The 26,049-nt window shown below is 59.8% G+C and carries 5 protein-coding genes; all 5 read left to right on the top strand.

Translation table 11 applies throughout. From position 1 onward, the window contains the following. The first annotated feature begins 760 nt into the window (after positions 1–760). Positions 761–18,970 carry an Ig-like domain-containing protein gene (locus AAH446_RS09645; RefSeq protein WP_342906500.1) on the top strand — a complete coding sequence of 6,070 codons (18,210 nt, stop codon included), beginning with the start codon at positions 761–763 and terminating at the stop codon, positions 18,968–18,970. Between the two features lie 560 nt (positions 18,971–19,530). Next, positions 19,531–21,198 (top strand): BapA/Bap/LapF family prefix-like domain-containing protein, encoded by a 1,668-nt coding sequence (locus tag AAH446_RS09650; RefSeq protein ID WP_342906501.1) that lies wholly within the window; start codon positions 19,531–19,533, stop codon positions 21,196–21,198. A 73-nt stretch (positions 21,199–21,271) separates the two neighbouring features. Continuing rightward, the gene (locus AAH446_RS09655) at positions 21,272–22,624 is read left to right on the top strand and encodes a TolC family outer membrane protein (protein ID WP_342906502.1); all 1,353 of its coding nucleotides are present in this window, start codon (positions 21,272–21,274) and stop codon (positions 22,622–22,624) included. 36 nt (positions 22,625–22,660) lie between these two features. Continuing rightward, the gene (locus AAH446_RS09660; RefSeq protein WP_342906503.1) at positions 22,661–24,814 is read left to right on the top strand and encodes a type I secretion system permease/ATPase; all 2,154 of its coding nucleotides are present in this window, start codon (positions 22,661–22,663) and stop codon (positions 24,812–24,814) included. Further along, entirely contained in the window at positions 24,811–25,980 is a 1,170-nt protein-coding gene (locus tag AAH446_RS09665; RefSeq protein WP_342906504.1) for an HlyD family efflux transporter periplasmic adaptor subunit, read from the top strand. The genes AAH446_RS09660 and AAH446_RS09665 overlap by 4 nt, the downstream gene beginning before the upstream one ends. Positions 25,981–26,049: the final 69 nt, after the last annotated feature.

A 26,049-nucleotide genomic window follows, 5' to 3' on the forward strand; every position in this document is an offset into this window, starting at 1 on the left:
ACACGTTTCTTATCTTTTAAGAAGAATTCTGCGGGGGGCTTTTCAGTACGAGGCACAGGCGAACCCGCATGAATCCACGCTGCTGGCCTATTTAACCTTGAAAAACGGCTCGGATAACAGAAATTTTCGCTTAAAGCGCGATTTCCGGATAACTCCTGGTATAGATATGCAATATCGTTACTTAACTCAAATCATTGGTATAGCATTAAAAAAAAGGTTTTTCCGCCGCTTTCTGATGGCGGGCCGATGATCTTTTGACCCGCTTTTTAAACGCTACTTTGAGAGAATTTTCACACTTTGACGGAAATTTTTTACTGGGAAAAATGAGGAAATAAAGGGACTGGCACCGCGTTTTTGCATTATGAGAACGCGTTTTTAGCATCACTTAACTCCAATTTCCCTCAGGTTAATCAACAAACTGTCGCTATAAACTGAAATTTTATTAACGTTTTTTGACAACTTACCGCTTCCTGAACTACGCCATGTGATTAATATTTTTTATCTATAGGATTAATAATAATCAACTCCACAAGAACGGAACTTTCTTACGCTTTGTAAAATAAAATTTATAAAAAAGACGCTTCATCAAATTCTGTTGCAATCTGCTTAACGCTTTACTGCCCTTGCGGGCTACTTGTGCACCGGGTGAAAACCTGACTTCCCTGAAGTCGGGCAACGCTTGATCCTCGCCTGAATTGAGAAGTTTTTCTTAATCTTGCGTACGGATACTTTATGTTTAATGGTGCACAAGAGGTTACTCATGGCTCAGCTCAATGATGGCAGCGTGGACATTCTGTCTCGCGATGATGGACAAATCCTTTCTCAGGCCAGCGCGGGCGGCTCACGTACCGTTCTGTTGGATCAACCCAGCGTGGTCAGGATTCACGGCACACGCGATATGGTTGCCGGATTTGAGCGACAGGGTAACGATCTCGTTTTGCACATGCGCGATGGCAGCGTGGTTCGTTATCAGCAATTTTTCTTTGATGACGTTGACGGCGACCACAGCGAACTGGTCTTTGACGACGGCGTTAACCCGCCTGAGCATGCCCTGTTCCCCGTAACCAGCGAAATAGCCGATGCGCAAACCGCGATGGCGCTGGCGCCGGAATATGAGTCCTTAGGTTCCATTGAACCACTTCTCCTTGCCGATACCGGGGCATCGGGCGGCGTGGTAACGGCTGCCGGTATCGGCGCACTGGGTCTTGCGGGGATTGCCGTTGGCGCCATTGCCGGAGGCGGCGGCGGTGGTGGTGGCGGTGACGATGGAGACGGCGGCACCGTAACGCCGCCGGTTACTCCCCCTGTGACGCCGCCGGTAACGCCACCCGTGACGCCTCCTGTCACCCCTCCTGCTACGCCAACCGTCACGCTTTCGCCTTTCACCGGCGATAATGTGCTGTCCCAGGCTGAAAAGGCCAGCAATCAGATATTGAGCGGGACGACCACCAATGCTGACGCAGGCAGCGTCGTGACCGTCACGCTTAATGGCAACACTTACAGCACCACAGTCAATGCGGACGGCAGCTGGAGTCTTTCTATCCCGGCGGCGGATCTGGCGCTATTGCCGCCAGGCAGCAATGCAATTAGCGTCAGCGTGACCAATGCCGATGGCAATACCGCCACAACCAGCGAAAATATCACCGTCCAGACCGGTATTACCGAGCCGGGCGCGCCAGCGATAACCATTGGGCTCTTCGCAGGCGACGATATTCTTGATGGGGCTGAAAAGCAGACTTCCCAGACGATCGGCGGCACCACCACAAACGTACAGCAGGGACAAACCGTCACGGTAAGCTTAGGCGGCGTCACCTATACGGCGACTGTAGGGGCAAACGGGGCCTGGAGCCTGTCGGTGCCTTCTTCCGCGCTGCAGGCGCTGAGCGCGGGTGACAGCACTATCACCGCCAGCGTCAGCAATGCGGCAGGGGTAGTGGCCTCCGCTTCCCATCCCTTTACCGTTCTGCCCGTCACCCAGAGCAGCATCAGCGTCGGCGATCTGAGCGGCGATGGCTATCTGAACGCCACCGAGGCGCAGTCTCCGCTCAGCGTTTCAGGCTTTACCACCGGCGTTCCGGCAGGCAGCATCATTAACATTACGCTGGGTGGCCGTGAATACACCGCTACCACAGGCGCGGATGGCAGCTGGAGCCTCTCCATCCCTGCGGCGGACTTACAGCAACTGCCGCAGGGATCGAATCTTGTCAGGGCCACCGTTACGCTTGCCGACGGCACTGTCGTCAGCAATACCCCTGCCGCCTCGCTCATTGTGGACACGGTTGCGCCCGTTATCAGTGTCGATTTGCCGTTTGGCGATGGTGTGTTAAGCGGCGCCGAGGCAGGGGCTACACAAACGCTGACCGGTAATACCGGGGCGAGCGGCGCGGGTCAGACCGTGACCGTCACGCTCAATGGCACTCAGTATACCGGCACCGTCAACAATGACGGCAGCTGGAGCGTTCCGCTGCCGCCATCGGCGCTGCAAAATCTGCCACAGGGCAGCAATCCCATCACGGTCGTGGTAACCGATCCCGCCGGAAACAGCAGCACGTCCACCGCCCCGGTAAATGTGGTTACCGCGCCGCCATCCCTTTCGGTTACGCTGCCGGCCGGCCCGCTCAATGAGAATGACGTCAATGTCCCGCTCATTGTCAACGGCGTCAGCAGCGGCAGTGAAAGCATTACGCTGACCCTGAACGGCGTCACCTATACCACTCAAGTTAATGCTGACGGAACCTGGAGTATCAGCGTTCCCGCCTCAGATTTGCAGCAGCTCCCCGACGAAAATTATCCGGTCACCGTGACGTCAACGGATGCTTTTGGCAATACGGCTACCCGTGATGGCGCGCTGCAAATCGATACCACGGCACCCACGCTGACCGTGAGTCCAATCTCCGGCGACGGCTATGTGAATGCAGGCGAAATGGCGCTGCCGGTGGAGATTACCGGCACTACCGAGCCAGGTTCAACGGTGTTGGTGCGGTTTGACAGCGTTGATGTCGCTGCGACGGTCGATCCGCTAACCGGAGCATGGACGGCGACGCTGACTGACGACATCAGAGCGGGCATTATCGACGGCACTTATATCGTGACCGTTATCGCTACCGATGCGGCAGGTAATCAGAGCGAAACCTTAACCAGCGTCACCTTTATTACCGATGGCCCGAATCTGCCCACGCTGACGTTCGATCCGCTTACCCCGGACGGTGAGCTGAACGGCGCGGAAGTGGCCGTGGACCAGGTACTGACCGGGACGACCAGTAACGTGCAGGCGGGAAGGGAGGTCACGCTGACGCTGGCAGGTGCAGGAACCTATACCGGCACGGTGCTGGCGGGAGGGAACTGGAGCATTACGCTGCCTGCCGACGTATTGCAGGGACTGGCAAACGGCACGCAGAATTACACCGCCACCGTCGGCGATATCGCCGGGAACATGACCGCAGCAAGCGGCAGCTTTAATGTCGCCGTTGATAATACCGCCGCTTCGCTTTCCGTGGGCATTATCGCCGGGGATAACGCGCTTAACAGCGTAGAAGCTCAGGCGGATCTGACCATCAGCGGTAACAGCGTTGGGCTGGCGGAAAATACGCCGCTGACGGTGACATTTAACGGCAATAGTTACAGCGCTCTTGTTAACGCCAACGGCAGCTGGAGCGTAACGGTCCCGGCGGCCGATCTGGCTGGCCTTGCCAACGGCAGCTATGCCGTGACGGTTACAGGAACGGATGCCGCCAGTAATCCGGTGAGCAACGAAAGCGATCTCGTTGTACGGACCAACTTCCCGAATACGATTGAAATTAATGCGCCGTTCGGCGACGGCATACTGAACGCGATTGAAACGGGCACTCCACAGGTGCTGACGGGCACGACCGGCGTGGCTTTTGCCGATCAGTCGGTGACGGTAACGCTTAATGGCGTGGATTATCCTGCCACGGTGAATCCGGCAACGGGCGAGTGGCAGCTGACGCTTCTGCCGGAAGTGCTGCAAACGTTGCCGGAAGGCGGCGGTGACATCGTGGTAACGGTAACGGACTCACTGGGGAATAGCGTCACCGCCTCCACGCCACTCTCTGTCGATATCACGGCGCCTGCGCTGACGGTGGCGGCGCTGGACAATGGCGGCACTGTTAACGGTCAGACGCAGAACCAGCCGCTGACGCTGAGCGGGACCGCTGAGCCGTTCAGCACCATCAGCGTGGTGCTGAACGGCGACAGCTATGTTACCGGGGCCAATGCTGACGGCAGCTGGAGTCTTGATATTGCCCCATCAACGCTACAGGCGCTGGATGACGGACGTTACGATATTATCGTCAGCGCAACGGACAGCAGCGGTAATATCACCCCGGCTCAGGTTCAGGTAACGCTGGATACCACACCGCCAGCCGTGACGTTCACGCCGGTTTCCGATGACAGCTATCTCAACGCGGTTGAGCATGGCCAGCCGCTGACGTTAAACGGCACCGCAGAAACGGGCGCCGCCGTAGTGGTCACCCTGAACGGCGTTGACTACACGGCGCTTTCTGATGCCGAAGGGAACTGGAGCGTCACCGTTGCGGCTGACGTGGTAAATGGTCTGGCGGACGGCGCTTACAGCGTCAGCGCAGCGGCGACCGACGTGGCAGGCAACGTGGCGGAAGCGACCCAGCCGCTGAACGTTATCGCCGGCGCTGCCAGCCTGCCTGCCATCAGCGTGGCGGCCTTCACCTCCGACGGCATACTTGACGGCGCGGAAAAGGAGCTGTCGCAATTTATTACCGGAACGACCCTCAACGTGCAGGCGGGACAAATCGTTACCGTCACCCTGAACGCACAGCAATACGCCGGTACCGTGCAGGATGACGGCAGCTGGAGCGTTCTTGTGCCCGCCGGCGCCTTAACCACGCTGCCAAATGGCACCCAGAATTATAGTGTGACCGTCAGCGATGTGGCGGGTAACCCCGCCAGCGCCAGTGGCAACTTCGGCGTAGACGACAGCTTCAGCGCCATCGCCATCGGCATCATCAGCGATGATAACCAGCTTAATTCGGTTGAGGCGCAGAACGATCTGGTTATTAGCGGCAGCACCCGTTTTGTCGCCTTTGGCGCACGTCTCCTGATGCGCTTCAACAATACGGATTATGAAACCACTACTAACGCAGACGGCAGCTGGAATATTACCGTTCCCGCCAGCACGCTGGCGGGCCTGCCGGTAGGCGAGCTGACCATCACCGCGACGGCAACGGACGTCAACGGTAACGAAATCACCACGACCCGCAGCCTCACCTCTGACGTCAATCCGGACTTCGGCATTACCCTGGATCCGCCATTCGGCGACGGTACGCTTAACGGGGCGGAATCCCAAACCGACCAGACGCTGACCGGCACCACGGGCGCAACAGGCGAAGGGCAGACCATTAGCCTCGTTATTGGCGGCGTGGCCTATACCGGCACGGTGGATGCTAACGGTAACTGGTCCGTACTGCTGCCGAATGCGGCGCTTCAGGCGTTGCCGGAGGGCAACAATGCGCTGAATATTACCGTCACGGATCAGGTCGGTAATTCGTCCTCACTGACCGGCAGCGTGGTCGTCGACACTATTGCTCCTGTCGTCACGGTGGATGCCATTTCGGAGGATAACCGCCTTAGCCTGGCCGAGCTGGGCGAGACGCTGACCCTGACCGGCACCGGCAGAAACGGCGATCTTATTACCCTGACGTTCGACGGTGAGACGTACAGCGGTACGGTCAATGGGGCAGGCGCCTGGAGCATTGCCGTACCCGCCGCCGCGCTGACTGACCTGACCAATGGATCTTATGACTTTACGATTGTTGCCAGCGATCCGGCTGGTAATCAGACGACGCTAGTCCGCACGGTTGCCGTTGACATCACACCGCCAGCGTTAACGGTGGCCGACGTCTCCGGTGATGGCTATCTGAACGCCGCCGAAGGCAACCAGCCGCTGTTAATCGGCGGAACCAGCGAAGCGGGCGGCACGGTCGCCGTTGAGCTGAACAACGTTACCTACACCACGGTTACGGCTACGGACGGTACCTGGACACTGACCATTCCTGCCACCGCCGTCGGCGCCCTGGCTGATGGCAGCTATACGCTAACGGTAACGGCCAGCGATGCGGCGGGCAATACCACCCTGGCCACCGCGCCGCTCAACGTGGACAAGAGCATACCGTCCATTTCCGTTGCAGACGTGACGGCGAATAATATCCTTGATGGCGCGGAACAGCAGGTCGATCAAATTATCAGCGGCACGACAAATAACGTCGGGGCGGGCCAGACGCTGACAGTAACCCTCAATAACGTGGACTATCCCACGACGGTTCAGGCCGGGGGCGCCTGGCAGGTCACGCTGCCCGCCGGGGCGCTGGCCGGGCTGACCAACGGTACGCAGACGCTGACGGTCAGCGTGACCGATGCCGCAGGCAACACTGGCACCACAGAGAAAACGTTCTCCGTAGATAACAGCCTCAGCAGCATCGCCATCGGTCCGCTGAGCGAGGATGGTTATCTGAACGCGGTTGAAGCGGCCAGCGATCTGACGGTGACCGGCGTCACGGCCAATGTGGCAGAAGGAAGCGTTGTCACCTTTACGCTTGGCGGCGAGAGCTACACCACAACGGTGAACGCTGACGGTAGCTGGACATTAACCATGCCTTCCGCCGATCTGCTTGCGCTTGATGATGGCGGGCTGACCGCGACCGCCAGCGTGACCGCTGGCAATGGCCAAAACGTCACCAGCAGCAGCCCGTTAAACGTCATTCTGGACAGCCTTCCCGTCCCCACGCTGCAAACGCCGTTTACCGACGGTACGCTGACGAATGCCGAGGCGACGATTGAGCAGACGCTGACCGGACAGAGCGGCGTACAAGGCCAGGGGCAGACGGTGACCGTGACTATTGCGGGTACAGACTATCCTGCTGCGGTTAACAGCGCCGGCGTCTGGACGCTGCTGCTTACGCCGGAAATCTTACAGGCGCTGCCGCAGGGGGAGACGGCCATCACGGTGACCGCTACCGATGTGGCGGGCAACACGGCCACCACGACCGCTTTGCCGGTCACAATTGATACCACGTTGCCGCTCTTTACGCTGGATCCTCTGGCGGGAGGCGACGGTATTCTCAATAGCGATGAGCAGGGTAATCCACTGGTGCTTTCGGGCACCGGCACCACGGGCGAGACGATCGCGGTGACGCTCAATCAAATTGAGTATGTCACCACGGTTGATGCAAATGGCAACTGGCGCCTTGAGGTGCCGGTGGCGGATTTAGCCGCGCTGGCTGATGGCCCTTATACGCTGGTGGTTAACGCCAGCGATGCGGCTGGAAACGTCACCACGCAAAGCGATCTGCTGAGGGTGGACACCGCAGCGCCAGCCTTCACGTATGCGCCGATAGCGGGCGATAACATTATCGATCGGGTTGAGCAGAACCAGCCGCTGGTCATTACCGGCACGGGTAACGAGGGGGACACCGTGACCGTCACGTTGGGCGGTCAGGATTTTACCACCAGGGTAGATGCCAACAACTTATGGAGCGTTACCGTACCGCCCGCCGTGCTGGCGAATCTCAGCGAAGGAGACAACAGCGTCACCGTGACGGCCACCACGCCGGCAGGTAACAGCCTGAGCCAGGTTGCTACCGTCGCGCTGGATACCAGCATGGATATCGCGCTGATTGTGAACACGATCGCAGGTGATGGGCAGGTCAATGCCGCCGAAGCCGCCGCAGGCTTTAACGTAAGCGGCAGCGTGCCGGACAATACCACCACCGTGGTGGTGAACGTTAACGGCGTGGATTATCCCGCGACCGTGGAAGCCAATGGTTTGTGGAGCGCCGCCGTTCCGGCTGGGGTACTCGTCAATCTTGCCGATGGCACTTATCCGGTACTGGTTACCGCGACGGCGGCCGGTGGCGGAAGCGTCACCGTACCGAGTTCCGTACTGCTGGATGCCACGCTACCCGAATTTACCCTGGCAGCACCTTCCGGTGACGGATTCCTTAACCTGGCGGAGCAGGAACAGCCCCTGTCCCTGAACGGAACAGGGGAAGCCGGGGACAGCATACGCGTTACGCTGAACGGCGTGCCCTATACGGCAAGGGTTGACGACGCGAACAACTGGTCAGTTACCGTTCCGGTAGCGGATGTTGCCGGTCTTACCGACGGCGATTATCCGGTTAATGTAACGGCGACCGATGCGGCGGGCAACAGCACCACGCAAAGCAGCACGTTGACGGTTGACCTCACGCCGCCTTTCCTGACGGTGAACCCGGTGAGTGGCGATGGCGTACTGAATGCCGCCGAGCAGGGGCAACCGCTGACGGTGAGCGGAAGTGCTGAAAGCGGCTCGGCCATTATCGTCACGCTGGAAAACGTCGATTACACCGCGACGGCGGGGCCGAATGGGCAGTGGACGCTGGCTATTCCGGCGACCGGCCTGGTGGCGTTAACAAATGGCGAGTATACGCTGACCGTAGTTGCCACCGATCCGGCAGGTAATACGAACAGCGTGGACAGTCCACTCACCGTAGTCGTCGATGCTGATTCACTGCCGACGCTCTCCCTGAATGATTTTGCCGGTAATAATATTCTCGACGCCGCCGAACAGCAGGTCGACCAGCAACTCAGTGGCATCGTCGCCAACGTTGAGGCAGGCCAGAGTGTCACGGTGACGCTGAACGGGACCACCTACACCGGACTGGTGCAGGCCAGCGGCGCCTGGAGCGTGACCATTCCGGCCGCCGCGCTGGCCGGGCTTGAGGACGTCAGCCAGAGCTACACCGTGGCGGTGGAGGATGTGGCAGGCAACCTCGCAACGGCAAGCGGCAGCTTTGAGGTGAATACGCTCGCCAGCGGCCTGGCGATCAACCCGGTGAGCGGTGATGGCTATCTCAACGCCGGAGAGGCGCTCAGCGATCTGGCGCTCAGCGGCACCTCGGCCAACGTGGCGGAAGGCACCACGCTGACCGTCACGCTTAACGACGTTGACTACACCGCGCTGGTTGGTCCCGATGGGACATGGAATCTGGTTGTTCCGGCGGCCGATCTGGCGGCGTTAACCGAAGGACCTTTAACGGTCACGGTAAGCGGGACCGATGCGGCAGGCAATCCGGTAAGCGGCGATGCCACGCTGAATGTGGCAACCACGCTGCCAGTCATTACCACAGATACGCCGTTTGGCGACGGTACGCTGAACGGAAATGATGCGCTGAACGGACAGACGCTGACCGGCACTACGGGCCTTACCGGCGACGGGCAGACCGTCAGCGTGGTGATTAATGGGACTACGCTGCCTGGTACAGTAGATGGCAGCGGTAACTGGAGCATCAGCGTTCCGGCGGATATTCTCCAGGCGCTGCCGCAGGGCGGCACGCCAGCTACCGTGACCGTCAGCGATGCGGCGGGCAACAGCGCCACCAGTGAAGTCGCGCTGAATGTGGATACCCTGCCGCCAGTCCTGACCGTCGGGGATCTGGCAGGTGATGGCATCCTGAACGCCGCTGAGCAGGAGAGCGATCTGCCCGTCAGCGGCACGGGAGAGAGTGGCGATACCATCGTCGTCACCCTGAACGGAGTGGAATACAGCACCACCGTGAATCCGGAGGGAGAGTGGACGTTAACTATTCCAGCGGTGGATCTGGCCGGGCTGACCGACGGTAACTACAACGTCAGCGTGACGGCGACCGATGCGGCGGGTAACGCGCTTTCGCTCAATAATCCGCTAACAGTAAAAGCAGATGCAGCCAATCTTCCGACGCTGACGGTCAACCCGTTCGCCGGGAATGACATCGTGGACGGCGCAGAACAGCAAACTGCACAGCTTCTGTCCGGCTCCACAAGCAATGTCGAGCCGGGACAGACGTTAACCGTTACGCTGGGCGACCAGATCTATACCACCCAGGTTCAGGCCGACGGCACCTGGAGCCTCAGCGTGCCCGCCGGTGCACTTGCAGAGCTGGCTGACGGCACCACAGCAATCAGCGTTGCGGTCAGCGATGTGGCGGGGAATCCTGTTACCGTCAGCCGCGATGTCACCGTCAACAGCGCAACCTCGGGCATCAGCATTGACGCGCTCAGCGGCGACGGCTTCCTCAACGCTACGGAGGCGCAGGATGCGCTGATCGTGACCGGCACAACGGCCAACGTTGCGGCGGGCAGCACGGTGACGATTACCTTTAACGGTCAGACCTTTACCGGAGAAGTGGGGATTAACGGCGCATGGAGCGCGATTATTCCCGCCTCCTCGCTGGCCGGTCTTCCTGACGGTAACGCCACGCTGACGGTCACGGCCACGGATGCGATCGGAGAGCCAGTCTCCAGCAGCGGTGCCCTTGAGGTGCGGGTTAACCAGCTGCCGCAGCCAGTCCTGGATACGCCATTTACCGATGGCGTTCTGAATGGCAGTGAAGCGGCGGTCACGCAGACGCTGACGGGTAATACCGGCGTAACGGGAAATGGTCAGACCGTGTCGCTGGACATTAACGGTGGAACCCTCGCGGGCGTGGTAGATGCCGACGGCAACTGGAGCATCAGCGTGCCTTCAACGGCGCTTCAGGCGCTACCGCAGGGCGATAACACGCTGACGGTCACCGTTGGCGACGCCGCAGGCAATAGCAGCGAGCTGCCTGTTCCGGTGCGTGTGGATACCACAGCGCCAACCCTTTCGCTGGACCCGGTTGCCGGTGATGGCGTGATCAATGCGGGGGAAGCGGCAGCGGATATTACCATCAGCGGCGGCAGTACCGGCGCGGAGGCGGGCCAGAGCGTCACGGTTTCGCTCTACGGGCAGAATTACACCACCACTACGGATGCGGATGGAAACTGGAGCCTTCAGCTGCCGGCCGGTCTGCTGGCGAATGCCCCAGACGGCAGCTATCCGCTGACCGTTACGCTCAGCGATGCGGCAGGCAATCCCACCTCCACCACCGCCGACGTGACGCTGTCGACCCTGTCGCTACAGCCCACTATCGATACGCCTTTCGGTGACGGCTTCCTCAATATCAGCGAGTCTCAGACCGACCAGCTGCTGAGCGGCAGTACCGGCGTCAGCGGCGTGGGTCAGTCCGTTGTGGTCAATATCGCCGGCGCGGATTATACGGCGACCGTCGATGAGAACGGCAGCTGGACGCTGCCGGTTGCCACCGCCACGCTCCAGCTGCTGGAGAATGGCGCACAGGCAATTACCGTGACCGCAACGGACGCGCAGGGCAATACCGGCGTGACGAACAGCACCATTACCGTCGATCTGGTTGCGCCAACGCTCCAGCTTGATGCGATCGCAGGCGATAACATCATCAATGCGGCGGAGATCCTCCAGCCAGTCGCTATCACCGGCACAGCGTCCCTCAGTGAGGTGGGACAGCAGGTCACTATTACGTTTAACGGTCAGAGTTATCAGCAGGTCGTTCAGGATGATGGCAGCTGGCGGCTCGATCTCCCTTCCGGCGTCACCCAGGGGCTGGCGGACGCGACTTATCCTGTCACGGTTACGCTGACCGATAGCGCAGGGAATACCGTTACGGACGATCTTTCCGTCACGGTTCAGGCCTCTCCAGCCAACCTGCCAACGATTGCGATCGATCTTGTTTCGCAGGATGACTACATTAACCGTGCCGAAACGGCAGAAGATCTGATCGTTTCCGGGACAACCACGAATGTCGGTATTGACCAGGTGGTCACGGTAACGCTTAACGGCATTAGCTATACGGCTGATGTGCAGGCAAACGGCAGCTGGAGCGCGACCCTGCCTGCGGCGGACGTCGCTGTGCTGGCGGACGGCGCCCAGACTATCAGCGTCTCGGTGAGCGATGCCGCCGGTAACCCGGCCAGCACTACGCGTGATGTCATCAAGGTGGCACAGGATGCTTCGCTGCCTACCATCACCATCGATCCCGTTACCAGTGATGACGTCGTGAATACGCAGGAAGCGCAAAACGGCGTGCAGATCACCGGGAGCAGCCAGCGCATTCCGGCCGGCGAAACCATTACCGTTACGCTCAACGGCAATACCTATCCGGCGACGGTGGATGCGGAAGGGAACTGGACCGCGACCATCCCGCCTGCGGATGCCCAGGCCCTTAGCCAGGGCAGTAATGACGTCACCGCTGACGGCAGCGATGTGGCGGGCAACCCGGTCTCCACCACCGGCAGCTTTAATGTCGATACCGTCCCGCCACTGCTGGCGGTTACCCTGAGCGCCGGTGCGGATGATGTGCTTAACCTTGCTGAAGCGCTGACCGGCCTGACCGTCAGCGGCACCACCGATGCAGGCCTGCTGGTAAACGTGACCTTAAACGGCAACAGCTACAGCGTCACGGCGGACGGCGACGGCAGCTGGAGCCTGCTTATTCCTGCCGCCGATCTGCTGGCGCTGGAGGATGGGCAGGTGGATCTGGGCGTCTCCGTAACGGACGCTAACGGTAACACCTCCAGCGATCTGGTTGAGCTGGGCGTGGCGATCAATACGCTCCCGCAGCTCACGCTTGCGACGCCTTTTGTTGATGGTCTGCTTAATGCAGCCGAAGCCGCCGCGGAACAGACGATCGGCGGAACCGCAACCAATCTGGCGGAGGGCACGGCGGTCGTCGTCACCGTCGGCAACCTGACGTTTAACGGTACGGTCGGCGCGGATAATACCTGGAGTGCCATCTTGCCTGCCGGTGCGCTTACCGCGCTGGGCGATGGCGCATTCCAGCTTTCCGTGACTGCCGCAGATGTGGCAGGCAACCCGGCAAGTGCGGAGACGAGCGTTGAATTGCTGGTAGCCAGTCTGCCGGTAGCGACTATCAATACGCCGTTTGTGGACGGGCTGCTGAACGCGACAGAAGCGGGCGTGGATCAGATTATCAGCGGCACCACCGGGATCGCCGGGGCGGGGCAGACCGTTACGCTGAATATTGACGGGGAGCTGCCGTTAACCGCGGTCGTTGATGCGCAGGGTCAGTGGAGCGTCACGCTCAGCCCGGCCCAGCTTGCCGACATCGGCAACGGCTCACACACTATCGACGTCACCGTAAGCGATCGTGCAGGCAATACCAGCACTGACAATATCGACTTCACCGCCATCATTACCGGCCTGCCGGCCCCTGCGCTGGACACGCCGTTTACCGACAGCGTGCTGAACGCTGCCGAGGCGGCGGCAGGCGGGGAACTGACGGGCGTCACCGGGATAACTGGCGCACAAACCGTCACCGTCAGCGTGAACGGTACCGCCTATACGGCAGCGGTGGATGAGGCAACCGGCGTCTGGAGCCTGGCGCTGCCGGCCAGCCTGCTGACGACGCTGCCGGACGGCTCATGGCCGATCACCGTGACGGTGACCGATAGCGTGGGCAACGTCGGCACGACGGATGGCTCGCTGCTCGTGGCCATCAACGACCTGCCGGATGTCTCCATTAATCTGCCGTTTGGCGACGGTCAGCTTAACCTGGCTGAAGCGGGTGTCGCTCAGGTGCTGAGCGGTTCCACCGGCAAAATTGCCCCGGGACAAGCCGTCACCGTCAGCATTGACGGCGGCGCACCGCTCGCGGCAACGGTAAACGCTAACGGCGACTGGTCACTCAGCCTTGATCCGACGGCGCTGACGGCGCTGGGCAGCGGACCGCACAGCGTGCTGGTTACCGCGACGGACAGCGCGGGCAACAGCGATACGACCACGCTGGGCTTTGAGGCGAGGCTGACGCTGCCGGAACCGACCATCGCAACGCCATTTGGCGACGGCACGCTGAATATCAGCGAGGCGGGCGCGGCAGTTACCCTGACGGGAACAACAGGGGTGACCGGAGCTAATCAGGGCGTTCAGCTACAGATTGACGTCGGCGGCACGATCTATACCGGCGTGGTTGATGAGGAGGGTGCCTGGAGCGTGGCGCTGCCGGCTGGGGCGCTAAGAGGCCTGGGCGACGGGCCGCACAGTATTGAGGTCACCGTTATCGACCCGGCGGGCAATACTAATACCGAAACCGTTGATTTTATCGCTGCGCTGACGCCGCCCGTACCGGCTCTGGATGTGCTGTTTACTGATGGTTTCCTCAACGGTGGCGAAGTTACCGCAGGCGCCTCGCTTTCTGGCACAACGGGCGCGGTCGGTGACGGCCAGAGCGTGACGGTGACGCTTGGCGGCATCGACTATCCGGCAGCGGTCGTCGCGGATGGCAGCTGGACGCTGGCTCTGACGACTGAACAGCTTGCTGCGCTGCCACAGGGGCCGGCAAACATCACCGTGCTGGCAACCGACGGCGCAGGCAATACCGCTTCGGTGGCAGGCAGCTTTACGGTGGATACCGTCGCTCCGGTTGTGACCATCAATCCGCTTACCGCTGATAATACCCTTACTTACGTGGAGAGCCTGACCAATCAGACGCTGAGCGGAACGGTCACCGGGGCGAGAGTAGGGCAGCCTGTCACCGTCACCATCGGCGACGTCACGCTCTCCGGCGTGGTTCAGGCCGGGGGCGTCTGGTCAGTCACGCTATCCCCGACGGCGCTGGCGGCGCTCGGCACCGGCGAGACCGGGGCCATTGCCGTCTCGATAGTCGATTTGGCGGGGAATACTGGGACGGCGGACGCGACCGTTAACCTCGATCTGACAATCCCGGCTGCGCCATGGTTTACGCTGGCTCCGATTTCAGACGACAACATCATTAACGCGGCCGATACCGGTACGCTGACCATCAGCGGATCTTTCGCCAATCTGCCGTTCGGCGAGGGGGAGGAAAGCGGTACCGTCACGGTGACGGTAGATGGCGTCCCTGTCGGCACGGCGGTCATCACCGGCGCTGATGGCAGCTGGTCAATTACCCTGCCGAACGATGCTGCAACGCTGCCGGAAGGTACGCTTAACGTCGTCGCCACGCTGGAAACGACGGATGGCGACAGCCTCACCAGTAGCGATCCGCTCATCGTGGATCGCGTTGCGCCAACGCTGACGATTAATCCGTTTGCGGGTGACAACATTCTGAACGGCACTGAAGCGACCGTTGCGCAGACCATCAGCGGCACGGCGTCAGTCAGTGAAGAGGGCAGAACGGTTACTGTGACGCTGAACGGCAATACCTATACGGCGGTCGTGCAGCCTGATGGTACCTGGTCAACCTCCGTTCCGGCAGGCGTCCTCCAGGGCCTTGACGATCGGGACTACGAAATTACCGCCAGCCTGACGGATGCGGCGGGCAATCCCGGCGCTTCTGCCAGCACTGTCACCGTCGATACCGGCGCGCCGCTGCTACAGGTGGATGCATTACTGGGTAACAACATCCTTAACGCCGTGGACATTCTCGGCACGCAGGTGCTGACCGGGAACGCTTCCGGGGCGGAAGGGCAAACCATTGGACTCTATCTGGGGGACAACTCCCCGATCGCAACGGCGATTGTCAATGAGGATGGCACCTTCAGCCTTGACCTGACGCCGCAGGTGCTGGGTAATCTGGCGGAAGGGACGCTGGTCTTTGGCCTGCGCGTCAGCGATGCGTCCGGTAATCAGACCGACGCCACCCTGACGGTCAATAAAGTCGTTAACACCGCGCTGAATCTGGTGGTGGATTCCGTGTTTGGCGACGGTTTCCTGAACGCGGCCGATACCGCCGTGGCGCAGGTGATCACCGGCGTCGCCACTTCAGCGGGCATTGGCGCAACCGTATCGCTGGCGATTGGCGGCACCACGCTGGAAGCCGCAGTGGGGCAGGACGGGAAGTTTGCGCTGGTGGTGCCACCGAGCGTACTGGGCCTGCTGAGCGGTGGCGAGCTGGATCTGGATCTGGTGCTGACCGATGCGGCGGGCAATACCCGTACCATTGGAGAAACGGTGACGGCGATTCTGGAAACGCCGGTCATCGGCAGCCTCACCGGCCTGTTTGGCGGCGATAACCTGCTGAACATCGTTGAATCGGGCCTGACTCAGACCATTGGCGGCACCATCGATGCCGTTACCGGGTCGGACGTTATTGTCACCCTGGGCAGTAAATCTTATACCACGACGCTGACTGCGGGCGGCAACTGGAGCCTGACTATTCCGCCACTCGATCTCGGCGCGCTGACCAATGGTACTCTCGCGCTCGGCGTCAGGGTGGTCGATCCGGCAGGCAATACCGCTTCCTCCTCCGTGAATGTCGGCATCTTTACCCAGCAGCCTTCTATTACCCTCAGCCCGCTTTTTGGCGACGGCATTCTTAATATCGCCGACGTGCTGGTTAACCAGACTATCAGCGGTACGGTGAATAACGTGGCGGCGGGTACGCTGGTGACGCTCAGCATTGGCAATACAACGGTAGAGGCCAGCGTCGGTCAGAACGGCGCATTTAGCGCCACGGTCACGCCGGATATTCTCGGCACTCTGACCAGCGGTAACCTCACGGTAGGGGCGAGCCTGACCGATCCGGCAGGGAACACGGCTTCCACCTCGCTGGGCGCCGTGGTCAAGCTGACCGCGCCCGTCATCAGCATTAACCCATTGTTCGGCGACGGCCTGCTGAACGTGGCGGACGCGCTGCTGGGACAGGCGATTGGCGGCACCATTACCGGGGCGGAACCGGGGTCGCGTGTGGTCATCAGCGTTGCCGGCACGCAGTTTGTCACCACGACGGCAGCCAACGGCACCTTTAACATTGGTCTTTCTCCGGCGATTCTCCAGGGGCTGGCCGATGGCGATCTGTCGGTTGGCGTCAGCGTGACGGACAGCGCGGGTAACACCACCAGCACCACGGCTGGCGCGATTGTTGGCGTACAAAATCTGCCGACGATTACGCTCAATCCGCTGTTTGGCGACGGCGTGCTTAACCTGCTGGAGTCGCTGGTCACGCAAACCATCTCAGGCACGGTGGGCAATGTGGCGGCCGGCTCCTCGGTCACTATCCGCCTGGGTAACAGCACCGTAACGGCGGAAGTGGCGCAAAACGGTACCTTCAGCGCCACGGTCTCTCCGGCGATCCTCAGCACCTTGCTGGACGGTAACCTGACCGTCGGCGTGTCGGTCACGGACAGGGTGGGGAATACCTCCAGCGTTAACGCGGGCGTGAAGGTTGGTATTGGCGTTTCGCCATCGGTAACACTCAATACGGTGTTCGGCGATGGGGTCCTCAGCGCCGCCGATCTGAACACGACGCAAACCCTCAGCGGAACAGCCACTAACGTGGCGGCGGGATCGGCTATCAGCGTCACTCTGGGAGGAAATGCCTACAGCACCACGGTGAACGGCAGCGGGGGCTGGAGCCTGAGCGTACCGAAAGCCGATCTCACCGCGCTGGCTAACGGGACCCAAACGGTGAACGTAACGGTGACCGACGCCTACGGCAACACCGCCAGCAACAGCGGTTCGCTGAGCGTGATTGCGCAAACGCCACCAACGATCACACTGACCAGCATCTTCGGTGATGGGTTGCTGAACGCGGCGGACGCACTGACGGCGCAGACCATCAGCGGCACAACCACTAATGCGGAAGGTTCCACCATCAGAGTCAGCGTAGGCGCAGCGAACTTCACCACCATCGTCGGAACCAACGGCGCGTGGAGCGTCTCCGTTCCTGCAACCACGCTGGCGGCACTGCCGGATGGCACCAGAGATGTCACCGCCACGCTGACCAACGCGGCAGGCAATACCGGCACCGGCACCGGCAGCGTTCTGGTAGGTATCCAGACGCTGCCCACCGTGACGCTGACGCCAGCCTCCGTCTTTGGTGGCGATCATTACCTTAATCTCAGTGAAGCCAGCGTTGCGGAGACAATCAGCGGCACCTCCACGAATGCCGTGGGCAGCAACGTGTCGGTGAACGTGGCCGGTAATATCTTTACCACCACCGTCGGGGCGAACGGGAGCTGGGGCGTCACCGTACCCTCAACCACGCTGAGAGGAATCGCGGACGGCAGCCATTCCATTCGCGTGACCCTGACCGACAGCGTGGGTAATACCTCCACAGCCAGCGATACCTTTACGGCAGTTACCCAGAATCTGCCGGTTATCGGTGTCGATCCCGTTCTCAGCCTGGTCAGCGTCCTGCTGACCGGCCTGACCATCAGCGGCGGCACGCTAAACCTGGCGCAGGGAACGCGGCTGAACGTGACGCTGAACGGCACCACGAGGCAGGCCACCGTTGACGCGCTGGGGCTCTACAACGTGAAATTTACCGGCGGCCTGCTGACCGCGCTCAGCCTGAACAGTATCGTCACGGTTTCTGCGGTAGATGCAGCGGGTAACCCGGTTACCACCAGTACGACGCTGCTGCTGGGCTCGCTGTTGCCGGTTGCCACTCCTTCTGCGGTGGCTGCCACGGCGCTGCTGGCGGTGGCGGCCGATGATGCGGGCGCAGCGGCCGCGACGGCCAACCAGACCAGCGGCAACGGTGAGGAGGGCAACAGCGCCGCCGTTCAGCCCACCACGGTTGATTCAACGCTGGTCACCGGCAGTGATACCCGCGCGACCGATACGATGACCAGCGCCGCTACCTCCGGAGATCTCGCCAGCAGTGGCACGACGGCAACGCAAGCGGATAGCGGAGAATACAGCATCGGCGGCCTGATTATCACGCTGGCTGACGGCCAAAGCGTGGAGGGCGCCTCGGTTACCGGCAGCAGCGGCGAGGATCTGGTGATGCTGAACACACTCAATTTTGACCATATTGATGGCGGAGCCGGCACGGATACCCTGATGCTGACCGGGGAGAATATGGCGCTGGACCTGACTTCGCTCGGTCTGAAAATTGAGAACATTGAGGTTATCGATCTGGGCAGCGCCGGGAACAACAGTCTCAAGCTTGATCTTAACGAAGCGCTGCGCCTGACCGACAACCCGGGAGAGGATCTGATAATCAAAGGGATGAATGGCGATCGGGTCACGCTGACCAATAACGACGAGGGAGTATGGGCGACCGCGGGTCAACGCACGGTAGATGGGCAGGTTTATGACGTTTACCACAACTCTGCGCTCTCTTCTGACAACACACTCGGTGATGTGCTGGTTCAGCATAATCTTCAGGTTCATGTGGCGTAACCGTGGTCTTCCCCTTGCCAGCAGTAGAGGCTGGCGGGGGGAATGAAAAGTTAAGAGTAAATTATATTTTTGTGAGGCAGGAAACGGCAATGATGAAACAAACAGACCCTGGCGCCTTTCTGAATGGCCCATAAAGTGACATCAGTGTTACTTATATAAAATAAGCAAGCTGGAAACCTATTTCCAGAATAAACCTGGTAGTAAATTGCTGGCGCGAGGAATAGATTATCTCTCGCCAGCGCCCACTATTAGTTCGTTAAGTCAACTTAACTTATTGATATAATGGGTTATTAATTGAGTTAATGATCGAGTGTTTCAGAGAGTGGTGAGGGTGTATTCTGCCCGTCATGGGTTGACCATTATCAGGCTTTTACGGTTTATTTACTGGATTTTTCTTAACCCATTATCTTTGTTATGGATTATTTTCTAATCCATTGTCACCGTTTCAGGCTCAGCTGCCTTTCCGGCGCTGGCTAATGCACGTCCGTAAAAGATAAAGCATTGCTTTCCTTTTTTGCGACGTCACCTAACTTTTCTATCCGGTGCACAAGGGGATGACAATGGCAATTTCAGGCCTGGGTTACGTAACAGGGTCAGGCGGTAAACCGCTGGAACAATCACCGTCAGCGACAGAGCAGACGGTACTTCTTAGTCAGCCCGGCATCGTTGAGCTTCAGGGCAGTCGATCGCAGGTTGTGGCTTATCAGCAGCAGGGCGAAGATCTGATCCTGCAGTTGGCTGAGGGGCAGACGTTACGCTATCAGCACTTTTTTAGCGTGGTGGATGGGAAACAGAGCGAGCTGGTTTTTGTCGGGGACGATAATCTGCGCGAGCGCGTACAGTTCAGCGAAACGCTGCAGACAGATCCGCAGGCGGTAACGGCGATTGCGCCGTTAAATTCCGCTGACGCTGGAGATGTTGCGGTGAGCGAAGCGGGCAGCGGAGCTTCTTCTGCGGTCGGGCTGGCACTTGGAATGCTGGGAGTGGTGGGCGGTGGCGTGGCGCTTGCCAGCCGCGGTGGCGGCTCCTCAGATGATAAAGCCGCAAACGCTAATCCTGCGGTGACTGAAAATGAAGGCGCGGCGGCCGGGCAGGCGGCCAGTGACAGCGTGCCTGCCGCCGTTGGCGGCGAAGGGGTTACGCCAGAAAGCACGCTGCTCATTGCCACACCGGTGAGTGAAGAAAGCGTACTTCCCATCACTGCCCCGGTGAGCGAAGAAAGCCCGCCGCCGGTAACTGTACCGCTGAGCGGAGAAGGCTCGTCAGCCGCAGTCGCGCAGCCGACGCTGGCGGTGAACACCATTTCCGGCGATGACATGCTCAATATGCGGGAGGCGATATATGGGCTGGAAATTTTCGGTACCTCCAGCCATCTTGCAGCAGGAACGGAGGTCACCTTAACGCTGGACGGTAAGACATTTACCGGGGCGGTGTGGGACGCCGCCGGGAACTGGCAGATATTCCTTGATGATGTTGCGCTGGATTCCATTGTGGATGGCCAGCATACGCTGAATTTTTCGGCGCTGGATGAGAACGGCAACGGCGCCACTGCCTCGCGGGATGTCTGGATGATCACCCATCAGAGCAGCGAGCCGCAGTTTACCGTTAATGAGGTCACTCAGGCGGATGTCAGCACGCAGGACGGCATTAATTACGTCACGCTCTCCGGCACGCTCAGCGCTGACTTTCCGGTTACCGCAGCCTCGGTTAACCCCGGTGATTATCCTGTCTATGACTTTACTGTCTGCGAGAGTGGCGCCTGGAGCGTGACTATCATGCAGAGCGATCTCAGCATTACCGATGGCTACAACTCCATGATTTTCACCGTGGCGGACATTGCCGGCAACTCCTATGAAGGTTTGCAGGGAGTTGAGGTGCATATCGATCCTGCTCTGTTCAACAACCTGATGCTGGCGGAGGGCGAAACCGCGCTGGACTTAGCCCTGCTGGGGCTGAATGCGGACCAGCTGACGACGGAGGAAGCGCTTAGCGACAGGGGAGAAGCGAAGACGAACGCCTCCTGGGCTGAAAGCAGCAGTGAATCTCTGACCACCGCAGAGGGTAAAACGATCACGTTGAGTTCGGTGGATGGGGGGGTCTGGAACGACGCTTCTCTCAGAGTGGCGGCAGGGCAGCCTGAAGATATCTATGCTTATGGTAATGCCGCTCATGAAAACACCCTGGCGGATTTGCTGGCGCAACATAATTTACAGGTACAGACAACCTGACATGGATGACCGGGGCGGTGGATGCCGCCCCGCGTTTACAACGCAAACAGATGACGGAAACAGTGGTGCTTGAATGAAAAAAGTGTGGGTTTCCCTCTGCTTCACGGCGTTGTGCGGCGCGATGGGACAGAACGCGCTGGCAGCGAAAGAACCAAAGGCCGAGTTTAACTGGCGGGCGGCGCCCACCGAGGAGCAGATAGCCACTTTAACCCTGCGCGACGCCATACTACGTGCGTTTGCGCGTAACCCTAAAATTTCTGAAGCGGCGGCGCAGATCCGCGTCGGCGTGGCCGATCTTGACGCGGCGAAAAGCGCCTGGTATCCGCAGATCTCTCTTCAGGCTGCCGGCGGGCGATCTCACCAGACCGACTCCTCCGGAAGCCTCGACAACAACGGCTCCGGCGGGATCACGCTCAGCCAGCTCCTCTACGATTTTGGCCGAACCGGCAGCGCCATTGACGAACAGTACAAACTTTCGGAAGCCTACCGCTACTCGCTTTACGCCACCATGACCACCGTGGCGCAGGACACATTACGTGCCTATCTGGAGGTCAAACGCTACCGCGCGCTGGTGGCGGCCTCGCGTGACAACCTCGCCTCCCTTGAACGGGTGCGGGATATCGCCAGACTGCGCGCCGATGCCGGGCTGAGTTCAGACTCAGACGTGCTTCAGGCGCAAACCCGCATCGCCGGCATGAACGCCACGCTGGAGCAGTACCGTGCACAGGCGCGCTCTGCGCAGGCGCAGCTGACCGTGCTGACGGGCGTCATTTCCAGCGATCTGCCTGAACTGCCACAATCCCTGCTCAATCAGCAAATTACGCTGGATAAAATCGCCTATGAAAACAGCTCGGCGGTGCGCAGCGCCCAGGCTAAGCAGGAAGCGGCGCTGGAGCGCGTGCGTCAGGCGCAATCCAACCACTGGCCAACCATCAGAGTAGAGGCGGGCCGGACACGTTATGAAAACAGCAGCCGATCCTACTGGGATGATGAACTCCAGCTTCGGGTGGAGGCGCCGCTCTATCAGGGCGGGCTGGTAAACGCGAGAACCCGCGCGGCCGAGGGCGATCGTGAAGCGGCGGTGGCCGCCATTCAGCAGTCAAAGCTCGATATCAATCAGCAGGCCTCCACTTCCTATGCCGATATGATCGGCGCGCAGCAGCGGCAGACGGCGGGCGAACAGCAGTTTAACAGCGCCGTGCATACCCGTTCGGTCTACGCCGATGAATACAAATTAAATAAGCGCAGCCTCAATGATTTGCTGAGCGTGGAACAGGATGTGTTTCAGGCTGACAGCAGCCGGCTGATGGCGCTGTACGACGGCTGGGACGCCACCGTCCGCTATGCCGCCGCGGTAGACAACCTGCTGGACATCATGGGCATTGACCGTGAAGCCACCTCCGGACAAACCCTGCCGTCGCTCTGAGGGCGGCTGCGCAGGCAAACACCATAAGGCAGTAATATGACGAAAAAAACGGCAAGCACCGAAAACTGGATCGATGCGATGCTCCGTGTGGCGGCGCGCTTTGGTAAACCGGCTGATGGCAGTACCCTTCGTCAGCAGATGCGCTGGTTTGAACATCTGCCGGCAGATAAGCAGCTTGATCGTCTGGCTGGCCTGCTGGGACTCCACCTGATGATGGTGCCGCGGAATAAAATCCGCTGGCGGCAGGAGGTCACGCCGGTGGTGTTGCTGATGGAAAACGGCAGCGTGGTGGTGCTCGAAGCCATTGATGCCGACAACCACGCCCGCTACTGGCTGAGCGACGGCGGCGACGTGGTGCGTGAAGGCGATCTTTCGCAGCTGCTGGCGCAGAGCCAGGAGCTGGTGGGCATTATCGGCGTGGCGGCGCGCGGGCGCGATGCGCGCATTGATGAGTTTGTGCGGCCTTACAAAAAGCACTGGTTCTGGCACAACTTTCGCGGCATGGGCCGGCGGATTATGGAGATTTCGCTCGCCTCGGTGGTCGGTAACGTGCTGGCGCTGGCAGGTATTCTTTTCTCCATGCAGGTCTACGATCGGGTGATCCCCGCCCAGTCGGAATCCACGCTCTGGGTGCTGTTTATCGGCGTGCTGATTGCTGCGGCCATCGAATACCTTATCCGCCTGATGCGTACGCAGGTCTCCGATCTGATGGGAAAACGCATCGATCTGAATGTCTCATCCATGCTCTTTGCCCGCGCCATGAACATCCGTAATGAAGCGCGGCCTAAATCTACCGGCTCGTTTATCTCCCAACTCCGTGAAATCGATCAGGTTCGCGAGCTGCTGACATCGACGACCGTAGGCGCGGCAGCGGATATGCCTTTCGTTATTCTGTTTCTGTTTATCATGGCGTTTATCGGCGGCCCGCTGGTCATTATTCCGCTGCTGGCGATCCCGCTTATCGTTATCCCCGGCCTGCTGGTGCAGATCCCCATGGCGAAGCTGGCCAAAGAGGGACTGCGCGAAGGCGCGCTGCGTAACGCGGTGCTGGTGGAGACGATTGAAGGTATTGAGGACATTAAATCTTTGCAGGCGGAGCCCTATTTTCAGCGGCAGTGGGAGCAGACCCATGAAGTCAGCGCCACCATCGGCATGCAGCAGCGGCTCTGGGGGGCCAGGCTGACGGGCTGGGCCTCCACCGTCCAGCAGCTTACCTATGCAGGCATGCTGGTTTTCGGCGTCTATCTCGTGCTGAACGGCGACATTACCACCGGTACGCTGGTGGCGAGCAGCCTGCTCTCTTCGCGGACGCTTGCCCCGCTGATGCAGCTGACCATGGTTTTTTCCCGCTGGCAGCATGCAAAAAGCGCCATGACCGGGCTGGATGAACTGCTTAAAAAGCCGCTCGACCAGCCGGAGGAGGGAGAAATGGCGCACTGTCCCACGCTGACGGGTCATTACGATCTGAGAGGGGTGCAGTACAGCTACGATGAAGAGAACGTCAAAAATGTCATTACCGTCAACCAGCTTCAGATCAAACCCGGCGAGCGCATCGCCATCCTCGGCAAGGTGGGCGCGGGCAAATCAACGCTGCTACGGCTGCTGGCCGGTCAGGCAGTACCGACGCAGGGCAAAATTATCGTCGACGGGGTCGATATGCGTCACATCGATCCCATCGACCTGCGCCGCCAGCTGGGGTGGCTGTCTCAGGACTCCCGGCTCTTTTTTGGCACGCTGCGGCAAAACCTGATGCTGGGGAATCCGCACGCCAGTGAAAAAGAGATGCTGGAGGCGCTGCGCGTCAGCGGCGCGCTCAGCCTCGTTCAGCAGGATGCCGCCAGCCTGGACCGCATTATTAACGAAGGGGGCAGAGGCCTTTCCGGCGGGCAGCGGCAGATGGTGATGCTCAGCCGGATGATCCTGCGTCAGCCTCAGGTGGTGCTGATGGATGAGCCGACCGCCTCAATGGATGAGCAGCTGGAGGGGCAGGTTATCCGCCAGATGCAGGGCTGGCTTGCCGGCCGGACGCTGGTGCTGGTAACCCACCGTCCGGCGCTGCTTAAGCTCGTCGACAGGATCCTGGTGATGGATAATGGCCGGATTATCGCTGACGGCGCGCGGGATGAGATCCTCAAGGCCGCCACGGCGCAGACGGCGAAGCAGAACGCGGCGCGGGGAGATGCAGCATGAGTCTGATATTGCTCGATCGCAACCTGCAGAAAAATGAGCGCCGTACCTCGGCGATTATCTGGCTCTGTACGGCCGCGCTGATCCTGTTCTTCGTCTGGGCGCATTTTGCCATTCTGGATGAAGTCACCGTCGGTACGGGAAAAGTGACGCCGTTAAGTCACGCTCAGGTGATCGAGAGCCTTGATGGCGGGATAGTGAATGAGCTGAACGTGCATGAGGGCGACATTATTGAGAAAGGGCAGGTGCTGGCCAGGCTCGACCCAACGCGTTTCCAGTCCAGCTTTGGCGAGGCGGCGGCAAGAGCGCGTACGCTACGCGCCTCAGCGGAACGTCTGCGCGCCGAGCTGACCGGCGCACCGCTGCGCTTCAGCGCGGAAACGCTGAAAGAACCGGAGCTGGTGGCAAGGGAAACGCAGCTTTTTGAATCGCGACGCCGTAACCTGAGCGAAACGGTCAGCAATCTTAAACAGTCAATGAAGCTGGTCCAGGACGAGCTGCGCATGACCCAGCCGCTGGTTGCCAAAGGCGCGGCGGGTGAGGTGGAGGTTATCAGGCTGCGTCGTCAGGTCAGCGAGCTTCGCGGAAAAATCGACGAGGCGCAAAACGAATATGCGGTAAGGGCGCGCGAAGAGCAGGTAAAAAACAACGCCGATCTGGATGCTCAGCTTCAGGTAATGACCGGTAAAGAAGATCAGCTTACCCGGGCTACTCTTTATTCACCGGTGCGCGGGATTGTGAAGGATGTTCAGGTGAACACGGTGGGCGGCGTTGTGCAGCCGGGCGGCAAGCTGATGGAAATCGTACCGCTGGAGGATCAGTTGCTGATTGAAACCCGTATTAATCCTCGTGATATCGCTTATATCCGCCCCGGCCTGCCCGCGACGGTAAAAGTCACCGCTTACGATTCATCAATCTATGGCAATCTTTATGGTCAGGTGGAGACCGTTTCCCCGGATACGCTGCAGGACGAAGTGAAGCGCGATCAGTATTTTTATCGCGTTTATGTGCGCACCGATAAGGCTGAGCTGAGCAACAAAGCGGGCAGGAAATTTCCCATCGTGCCGGGTATGGTCGCCAACGTGGAGATCAAAACCGGTCAGAAATCGGTGATGGATTACCTGGTTAAGCCGCTGAATAAAGTCAAAGAATCACTGCGTGAACGCTAATGAAACCGCCATCCTGTTTGTTTACTGAATAACTTTCAGGAATTAACTCAGCAGGATGGCACAGTGAAT

The sequence above is a fragment of the Erwinia psychrophila genome (assembly GCF_039023475.1).
Taxonomy (GTDB): domain Bacteria; phylum Pseudomonadota; class Gammaproteobacteria; order Enterobacterales; family Enterobacteriaceae; genus Erwinia.

What these genes read in the sequence shown, in the direction of transcription:
- AAH446_RS09645 (WP_342906500.1), top strand. Translation starts at nt 761, where the DNA reads ATGGCTCAGCTCAATGATGGCAGCGTGGACATTCTGTCTCGCGATGAT.
- AAH446_RS09650 (WP_342906501.1), top strand. Translation starts at nt 19,531, where the DNA reads ATGGCAATTTCAGGCCTGGGTTACGTAACAGGGTCAGGCGGTAAACCG.
- AAH446_RS09655 (WP_342906502.1), top strand. Translation starts at nt 21,272, where the DNA reads ATGAAAAAAGTGTGGGTTTCCCTCTGCTTCACGGCGTTGTGCGGCGCG.
- AAH446_RS09660 (WP_342906503.1), top strand. Translation starts at nt 22,661, where the DNA reads ATGACGAAAAAAACGGCAAGCACCGAAAACTGGATCGATGCGATGCTC.
- AAH446_RS09665 (WP_342906504.1), top strand. Translation starts at nt 24,811, where the DNA reads ATGAGTCTGATATTGCTCGATCGCAACCTGCAGAAAAATGAGCGCCGT.